The following is an 8,221-nucleotide window of genomic DNA, read 5'->3' as shown; positions in this document are numbered from 1 at the left end:
AATCCCTGTGGGAGCGAGCTTGCTCGCGATGGCGTCAGTGCAGTCACTACCCAGAAAAGGTAAACCTACATCGGTCCGAGAATCTTCAGCAGTTTGTCCGGCGACGGCGCGCCTTGCTGTTGTTGCAGATTACCTTTGTCATCCATGTAGAAGATCGCCGGTGTCGCCTGCAGCTCCAACTCTTCCATCAATTGCATGTTGGCCGCGAGTTTTGCCTGAATCACCGGCGGCACTTCCTTCAAGGCCTTGAGCGAACTGTCCTTGCCAGCGGCTTCGTGATCCTGCAGGGCTTTTTCCGGGTCTTTGGCCGCGAGCAGGGCGGCGGATTTCCCCGGGCTGTCTTCGCGGATGATGCCCACCATGATGTGGCGCAACTGCACCTTGCCGGCCTTGACCCACGGCCTGGCCTGTTCCCAGAACATGTTGCAGTACGGGCAGTTCGGGTCGCTGAACAGGTACACCACGCGCGGCGCATCCTTTTTGCCGTCGCCGATCCAGTTGCTGGTTTCGAACTTGGCCCAGACCTCCTTGGCCATCGGTGCATACACCAGTTTCTGCAAGGGCGCACTGCTCAGGTCATTGCCCTCGGCGTCATACAGGTTGCCCAGCAACACGTGTTTGCCGTCCGGAGTCAGGTACAGCGCCATGCCGCGGTTCTGGTATTGCGCGGCATAACCGCGCAAGCCGTCGGGGGCATCGAACTGGCCGACGATTTTCGCGCCCTTGGCCTCGATTTTCTTGATGGCATCGGGCAACTCTTCGGCCTGCACCGTTGGCAGGTGAATCAGGGCCGCACCGAGGCTCAGGGTCAGCAGGTGGCGGAGGCGGGACATGGCAATTTCCTTGAAGAGGTGGCGGGTACGGTGTCGAAATTTTCCAGCGCGCGGGCCAGGCTGGCTTCGGACAGCTCGCCCAGATGGCTGCCCAGCAGGCGACCCTCGGGGTTGTAGAACAGCGTAGTCGGCAATGCCATGGAACCGACGGCCTGGCTCAGACGCCCGCCGCCGTCGAACAGCACGTTGGACAGGCTCAGGCCTTGGGTTTCCAGAAAGGTCGCGACGCTTTGCATGCTTTCCGCCTGATTGACGAACAGGAAGGTCAGGTCTGGCCGGTGTTGCTGGGCGTTTTCCAGTACCGGCATTTCCCGGCGGCACGGCGGGCACCAGGTGGCCCAGAGATTGATCACCAACGGGCCGCCCTTGTAGTCGGCCAGTTGCACGGTTTCGCCGGCGGCATTGCGCAGGGTGATTTCCGGCAGGCGTGTGCCTTGTTCATAAATCGACAGGGAGAACGTCCCCAGCAACCAGAACGCCAGGCCACTGGCCACGCCAAAGCCCAGTGGACGGCGCAAACCCGGGCGACGCCAGCCGCGATACAGCGTGGCAAGCAAAACCACAATCACTCCCGGCCAGGCGAGGAAACCGCCATCGCGCAGGTCGATGACCTGCCACGGATCGTTGCGATAGTGGGCCCAATAGACCACCACGAAACTGATTCGGGCCGCCAGCATGCCCAGTAGAAACAGGCTGAACAGTACCGACTCGGGGTTGTCACCGCCACGTTTGGCCACCCACCAGCCGACAAACGTGGCCAGCGCCAGCGCACTGATCAGCAGCAGATGATTAAGCGCAATGGCAAAGGTGCCGAGGGTGAAGGTCAGCATTAACGGGCGTCTCGGGTGTTGGTCCAGCGTTGCAGGAAAGTGTCCGCATCGACCTCGCCAGTGATGCGCTGGCTGCGACGCTCTTCACCGTCAGCACCGATCCACAGCAGGCTGGGCGGCCCTGGCACTTTGTAACGGCCGAGCAGTTCGCGGCTGGCGGCATTGTCGGCGGTGACGTCCAGTCGGAGCAAGCGCACGTCGCTCAGGGCTTCCATGACATTGGCTTTGCCGAACACCTGTTTTTCCATGACCTTGCACGACACGCACCAGTCGGCATAGTAGTCCAGTAGCACCCATTGGCCCTGAGCCTGTGCGGCGTCGAGTTCCCGTTGCAGTGCCTGCGGATCCTTGATGGTGGTGAAGGCATCGTGGCCAACCGGCACGGTGGCCACCGCCTGGTTCGAGGCGCGGAAGACCTGCAATGGCTTGAATGGATCGTCGCCACCACCGGCCGCACCGATCACCAACAGGCCACCCCACAAACCGAGCAACAACGAGCTGGCGCCAAACAAGTGTGCGATACGGCCGAAACCTTCCGACTGTTTCCAGGCGCTGTAGGCCGTGATCAACAGCAGTGCACCGCACAATCCGACCCACAGGGATTCGTCCAGCACCGGCCGCAGCATCAGCAACGCGGTGGCGAGGAACAGAAAGCCGAAAATGCCTTTGACCAGGTTCATCCAGGCGCCGGGTTTGGGCATGAAACGATTGCCGACGGTCACCAGCAACAGCAGCGGCACGCCGATACCGATGCCCATGGCGAACAGAATCAATCCGCCATGCAACGCGTTACCGCTTTGCGCGATATAGAGCAGGGCACCGGCCAGCGGTGCGGTCATGCACGGGCCGACTAGCAGGCCGGACAGCGCTCCCAGCACCCCGGCGCCGATCAGATTGCCGCCACGTTGATTGCGCGAAACGTTTTCCAGGCGATCGCGTACGGCCACCGGCAGTTGCAGTTCGAAGATGCCGAACATCGGCAGCGCCAGCACCACGAAAATCGCCGCGAAACTGCCCAGCAACCAAGGGTTCTGCAGCCAGGCTTGCAGATTAGCCCCGAGGGATGCGGCCAGAACTCCCATCGCCGCATACACCAGCGCCATGCTGACCACGTAACTGCTGGCCAGGGCGAAACCGCGTTTGGGTGTGGCGCCACTGCCGACGATCAACCCGGCCAGAATCGGCAGCATCGGCAACGAGCAAGGCGTGAAGGCCAGCAACAGGCCCAGGCCGAAGAACAGCAAAAGGCTCCAGCCCAGCGCCCGTTGTTGCAGGCTGCTGGCCAGCGCCTGGTCCGGTGCTTCATTGGCCGCACTCTGCGCATTGGCGTTGCCCAGGTCCACGACTCTGGTTTGCGGCGGATAACACAAACCGGCATCGGCGCAACCCTGGTAACTGACCTTGACCGTGCCGCTGGCACCCGCCGGGATCTTCAGTTCAAGACCCTGGCGGTAGACCTGCTGCTCGCCAAAAAACTCGTCGCTGTGGGCTTCACCTTCCGGCAGCGGAGGATGCTGCGCGATAGGCAATCCATCGAACTTCAAGCGTTTCTGGTACAGGTAATAGCCGTCGGTGATCTGCCAATAGAGCTGGGTTTCACCGGAATCCAGACGTTCAGAGGTAAACGTGAATGCTTTATCAACCGGGAGAAATTCAGGTTTGGTGTCGAACGGATTGGTTCCCGCCTGGGCCAGGCCCGCGATCAATAGGGTAAAAAGTAAAAACAGACGACGCATGGATAAGCCTTTGCCCTGTGCTAATGAGGTGCACAGTGGCGGGTGGCGATTAACCGATGATTAACCGCCCCGGCCTTGTGGCGGTGGCGCTTGCGGCATAATGTCGACTTAATCGGTCAATGGCTTGATAGGCTTTATTTCTACGAGGCTCCCCATGCACGTACTGGTTTGCGAAGACGATGAACTGATCGCCAGCGGTATCGTCGCCGGTCTGACCGCCCAGGGTCTGACCGTGGAGCACGTCTCCACGGCGTCCGCCGCCCGGGCAATGCTCAAGGTGGCGGAGTTCGATGTCATGGTGCTCGATCTCGGATTGCCGGACGAAGATGGCCTCAAGCTGCTGCAGCAATTGCGTCATCAGGGCCTGGAGTTGCCGGTGCTGATCCTCACCGCCCGGGACTCGGTCACCGACCGCGTCGATGGCCTGCAAGCTGGCGCTGATGATTACCTGCTCAAACCGTTCGACCTGCGTGAGTTGGCTGCACGCCTGCATACGCTGTTGCGACGGGTGGCGGGGCGCAGCGTCAACCTGATCGAACACGGAGCCCTGACCTACGACCCGAGCAGCCGCGAAACCATGCTCGCGGGCCAACCGGTGGACCTGTCGCGTCGCGAGCAGTCATTGCTGCAAGCCTTGCTGCATAACCGTGGCCGGGTACTGTCCACCGAGCAACTCAAGGACAGCGTCTACGGTTTCAACGACGAACTGGAAAGCAACGCCCTTAACGTCCATATCCATCACCTGCGGCGCAAACTCGGCAACGGTATTGTCGAGACCGTGCGCGGCCTGGGTTATCGCCTGGGGCCGGCTGATGGCGGAGAAGAATCGAAGTGATGAGTCTGCGATTGCGCCTGAGCCTGACGCTCGGCGCCGCATTTGCGTTGATCTGGGCCCTGGCCGCGGCCTGGATGCTCAGCGATTTGCGTAATCAAATGATGTTTTCCCTCGACCAGCGGCTGGTGGCGTCGGCGCGCATGGTGGCCGGCCTGATGGAGCAACTGCCGCCCGTGCCGAGCAAAGGCGAGGGCACCCACTTCAGTGCCGAACAGTTGAACATTCCGGGTGGCATGGCCTGCCAGGTCAGCTCGTTGCGCGGTGAAATCCTTGCCCGCAGTCACACCGAACCACAGCAGGCCCTGGAGGCAGAGAAACTCGGTTTTCACGATCAGATGATCGACGGCGCGCCGTGGCGCAGTTTCACATTGGCCCGGGGCGATCTGCGCATCACCACCGCCGACCGGCAGATCGAGCGCGAAGCGTTGAACATGTCGATCCTGCTGGCCGCGTCGGTGCCGGTGGGCGTGGCCCTGCTCGGGTGCCTGTGCCTGCTCTGGCTGGGCATCGGCCAGGGGCTGGCGCCGCTCAACCGCATGCGCGACGCCTTGATGCGCCGCAGCGCCGACTCCCTCGAACCCTTGCAGATCCAGCCGTTGCCCAGCGAGTTGCAACCCCTTCTGGAAACCCAGAACCAGTTGCTCCAGCGCATCGGCAAGACCATCGAGCGCGAACGTCGCCTGACCGGAGACGCGGCCCACGAACTGCGCAGCCCGCTGACCGCGATCAAGACCCACCTGCAAGTGGCGCGGATGACTGACGGCAGCGCCCGGGACCAGTCCCTGGCCCGGGCCGAAGAGGGCGCCGACCGCATGCACCGGACCCTCGAACAATTGCTGTTGCTGGCGCGCGTCGAGGGCAGTCTGTCGTTTGACGACGGTGTGCAATGCAACGCCGAGCAAGTGGCGAAACTGGCGATCCAGGACGCGGCGAGCGGCGATCGCCAGCGCATCAGGTTTCAGGCACCGGGCAAGGTCTCCGCCGCGCCGGTACAAATGCCCGCCGTGCTGTCGATTGCCGCGCTGCGCAACTTGCTCGACAACGCGTTGCGCCATACCCCCGCTGACAAAGCGGTGGAGTTGAGCCTGGAAACCAGCGGCAATCGTGTGCAGTTCATGGTGCGCGACCATGGGCCGGGGATTGCCGAGGAAGATTTGCAACATCTGACCCAGCGCTTCTGGCGCAACGGCCAGAGTACCGGTTGTGGTCTGGGGCTGGCGATTGTCCAGGCCATCGTTCAGCGTTGCGGTTGCACGCTGCATTTCGATAGTCGGCCAGACGGCTTGCGGGTTGAACTGACGATGCCGTTGCAACCGATCTGAAAAACCACAAAACCCTGTGGGAGCGAGCCTGCTCGCGAAGAGGCCCGCTCCAACACCAGGGATTTCAACTCTGGGCAAACATCTCCTTCGCCCGTTGCTCGATCTGCGCTTGGGTCAGGTCTTCCTTGCGCGTGGCCAGGAACCACAGGTGCCCGTAGGGATCCTTCAAGGTCCCTGAACGGTCGCCGTAAAACTGATCCTTGACCTCAGATACAACGGTTGCGCCGGCATCGATCGCCTGTTTGTAGGACTTGTCGACATCCTGCACGTACAAATGCAGACCCACGGACGGGGAATTGTCCGGGTTGCTCAGCGGCCCTTGATCGCACGGTGTGCCCAGCATGATCGGGTAATCGCCGATGCGCAGTTCGGCGTGGCCGACACCGCCATCGGGCATGTTCAGGCGCATGACTTCAATGGCGCCGAAGGCTTTTTTGTAGAAGGCGATGGCTTCGGCGGCTTTGTTGATGCCCAGGTAGGGGGTGATGCTGTGATACCCCTCTGGAATGGGTTTGACGCTCATGATGGATCTCCCTGTTCCGGATGTGTGAATAGAAAGTACCTCTGCCGTTATACGACCGAATAAATATAGGCCAGCCTGTTTCGTACTCAGCGAGTGTCCGACGAGCAGCAATGCCATCCAACTGCCATCAAGCCGGCTCCCACCAGTGCGTCTCCGGCCCGCGTTCCCCCGGCACATCGACAATGATCGCCATTTCTTGATAGCCACTATTGAAAGCGTTGATTTCTGCTGCCCGGGAGGCGCGGGTAGCCTGTGTTCATTGCCTCGAACCCAGTCGCCAGGACGCCAAAAATGAAACCGATGATCGCAACGATGCTGATGCTCGCCGTCTCCGTACTCGCCGGATGTGCCAGCCATGTTTCCCCTGAGCTTCGGCCTTACACCGCTGAAGAAAGCAAGGAACTGGCACTGGAGGCGCTGAACCGCCGCGGTCTGTCCTTCGACGAATACCACGCGAAAAAAGCCGAGCTGCTCGGCCAGCCGCAAAAATCGTTCAACTTCGACAACCAGGGTGAAATGAACGCCGGGCGATCTGTACAGCTTCACGGTCGTCCAAGCTGAGGCGAAACTGTACTGCTCCAAGTTTCGCGTAACTGTCCATGGGTTTCGCCCTGGGTGTGCGATAGGGTCAACACCTGACTGACCCTGACGGACTGCCACCCATGACGCTCTCTCTCGACCTGCTGCTGGGCTTCGCCCTGTTTGCTCTCGTTACTTCAATCACACCCGGCCCGAACAACACCATGTTGCTGGCATCCGGGGTGAACTTCGGCTTCAACCGCACGATTCCGCACATGCTCGGCATCACTTGTGGCTTCTTTGTACTCGTGGTGGCGGTTGGTTTCGGCCTTGGCGCGGTGTTCCAGACTTACCCTTTGCTCTACACCGTACTGCGTTATGTGGGGGCGGCGTATTTGCTGTATCTGGCGTGGAAAATCGCCCATTCCGGGCCAATCTCGGAGAGCCAGCAGGGCGAGGCGAAACCGATCAGCTATCTGGGCGCCGCCGCATTCCAGTGGGTCAATCCCAAAGCCTGGATCATGGCCATTGGCGCCATCAGCACCTACACGCCGATGCAGGGTTACTTCACCAATGTGATCGTGATTGCGGCGGTTTTTGCCATCATCAACCTGCCGAGCGTCGGTGTCTGGGCCGCTTGCGGCACACTGTTGCGCAACGTTCTGCAGGATCGCCGCTGGCTGCGCCTGTTCAATTGGGGCATGGCCGCGCTGCTCGTGGGTTCGCTGTATCCGCTGTTGCTTGAAAGCTTTAGCTGACGCATTGCTTCAACCGCTTGCCCGATGCCTGTTAAGCTGACTTTTCAGGAGCGTTCCTACGCACTTTTAAATGAAGTAGTTCTTCTTTAACGGCATCCGATCAGGTATTGGTAGCGTTCTGAAAACAGCGCGCAGCTCACAAGGCTGCGCTTTGCCGTTTGCAGTCACGAGCTTCCTGATCCCGGAACACGCTCTGCGAGTCTTTTATGAATAAACGTCCGTTGTATTTCGATTACGCCGCCACCACGCCGGTGGATGAGCGAGTCATCAAGGTGATGGTCGAGTGTCTGGGCTTTACCGGCAATTTCGGCAACCCGGCCTCCAGCTCCCACGTCTTCGGCCAGCAGGCCCGGCAATCGGTGGAGCAGGCGCGACGCGAGGTCGCCGAACTGGTCGGCGCGACGCCCGAGCAGATTGTCTGGACCTCAGGCGCCACCGAATCCAACAACCTCGCGCTCAAAGGCGTGGCTCAGGCCCGCGGCATTGGCGGCGGCCATATCATCACCAGCCAGATCGAACACAAAGCCATTCTCGATACTGCGAAGCAACTGCAGGATGCCGGTGTCGCGGTGACTTATCTGGTACCGGACGCCGAGGGCCTGATCACGGCGCAAGCGGTAAGCGAAGCCATGCGCGAAGACACCTTCCTGGTGTCACTGATGCTGGTCAACAACGAACTGGGCACCCTCAACGACATTCCCGCCATCGGTCAGGTCGTGCGTGATCGCGGGGCGTTGTTCCATGTCGACGCCGCACAGGGCGCGGGCAAAGTGGCGATCGATCTCGGGCAGTGGCCGGTGGACCTGATGTCGTTTTCCGCGCACAAACTCTATGGCCCCAAAGGCATCGGCGCGTTGTACGTCGG

Annotated in this window: 9 protein-coding genes; 5 read left to right on the top strand and 4 right to left on the bottom strand. The window is 60.9% G+C overall.

Features of this window, described 5'->3' with window-relative positions; all coding sequences use genetic code 11:
• Window positions 1–65: 65 nt before the first annotated feature.
• From dsbG to dsbD, 3 genes are read right to left on the bottom strand one after another with little or no spacing between them, the layout of a single operon-like run.
• Window positions 66–833, bottom strand: a complete 768-nt coding sequence (gene dsbG / locus AC1DU9_RS28920) for a thiol:disulfide interchange protein DsbG (protein ID WP_477811191.1) — start codon at window positions 831–833, stop codon at window positions 66–68.
• Window positions 809–1,663, bottom strand: a complete 855-nt coding sequence (locus AC1DU9_RS28915) for a TlpA family protein disulfide reductase (protein ID WP_477811190.1) — start codon at window positions 1,661–1,663, stop codon at window positions 809–811. Before AC1DU9_RS28915 ends, dsbG begins: the two co-directional genes overlap by 25 nt.
• On the bottom strand, window positions 1,663–3,399 hold the full coding sequence (gene dsbD / locus AC1DU9_RS28910; protein WP_477811189.1) for a protein-disulfide reductase DsbD: 1,737 nt from the start codon (window positions 3,397–3,399) through the stop codon (window positions 1,663–1,665). The genes AC1DU9_RS28915 and dsbD overlap by 1 nt, the downstream gene beginning before the upstream one ends.
• A 154-nt stretch (window positions 3,400–3,553) precedes the next feature.
• Between dsbD and AC1DU9_RS28905 the strand changes: the two genes are divergently transcribed.
• Together AC1DU9_RS28905 and AC1DU9_RS28900 are read left to right on the top strand one after the other, a co-directional pair.
• Window positions 3,554–4,234 carry a response regulator gene (locus AC1DU9_RS28905; RefSeq protein WP_477811188.1) on the top strand — a complete coding sequence of 227 codons (681 nt, stop codon included), beginning with the start codon at window positions 3,554–3,556 and terminating at the stop codon, window positions 4,232–4,234.
• Window positions 4,231–5,556: an ATP-binding protein gene (locus AC1DU9_RS28900; protein ID WP_477811187.1), complete on the top strand. Its 1,326-nt coding sequence runs from the start codon at window positions 4,231–4,233 to the stop codon at window positions 5,554–5,556. The genes AC1DU9_RS28905 and AC1DU9_RS28900 overlap by 4 nt, the downstream gene beginning before the upstream one ends.
• Before the next feature lie 64 nt (window positions 5,557–5,620).
• Here AC1DU9_RS28900 and AC1DU9_RS28895 read toward each other — a convergent pair whose 3' ends face one another.
• The gene (locus AC1DU9_RS28895) at window positions 5,621–6,079 is read right to left on the bottom strand and encodes a VOC family protein (protein WP_477811186.1); all 459 of its coding nucleotides are present in this window, start codon (window positions 6,077–6,079) and stop codon (window positions 5,621–5,623) included.
• A 291-nt stretch (window positions 6,080–6,370) separates the two neighbouring features.
• Between AC1DU9_RS28895 and AC1DU9_RS28890 the strand changes: the two genes are divergently transcribed.
• From AC1DU9_RS28890 to AC1DU9_RS28880, 3 genes are all read left to right on the top strand, one after another.
• Window positions 6,371–6,640 carry a hypothetical protein gene (locus AC1DU9_RS28890; RefSeq protein ID WP_477756046.1) on the top strand — a complete coding sequence of 90 codons (270 nt, stop codon included), beginning with the start codon at window positions 6,371–6,373 and terminating at the stop codon, window positions 6,638–6,640.
• A gap of 101 nt (window positions 6,641–6,741) precedes the next feature.
• Window positions 6,742–7,356, top strand: a complete 615-nt coding sequence (locus AC1DU9_RS28885) for a LysE family translocator (protein ID WP_223463469.1) — start codon at window positions 6,742–6,744, stop codon at window positions 7,354–7,356.
• Between the two features lie 206 nt (window positions 7,357–7,562).
• A partial coding sequence (locus AC1DU9_RS28880; protein ID WP_477811185.1) for a cysteine desulfurase family protein occupies window positions 7,563–8,221 on the top strand: 659 nt, incomplete at its 3' end.

Source organism: Pseudomonas sp. P4_C1 (assembly GCF_056402155.1).
Note: the sequence above shows the minus strand (reverse complement) of the source record. Positions and strands in the feature narration are given on the sequence as shown.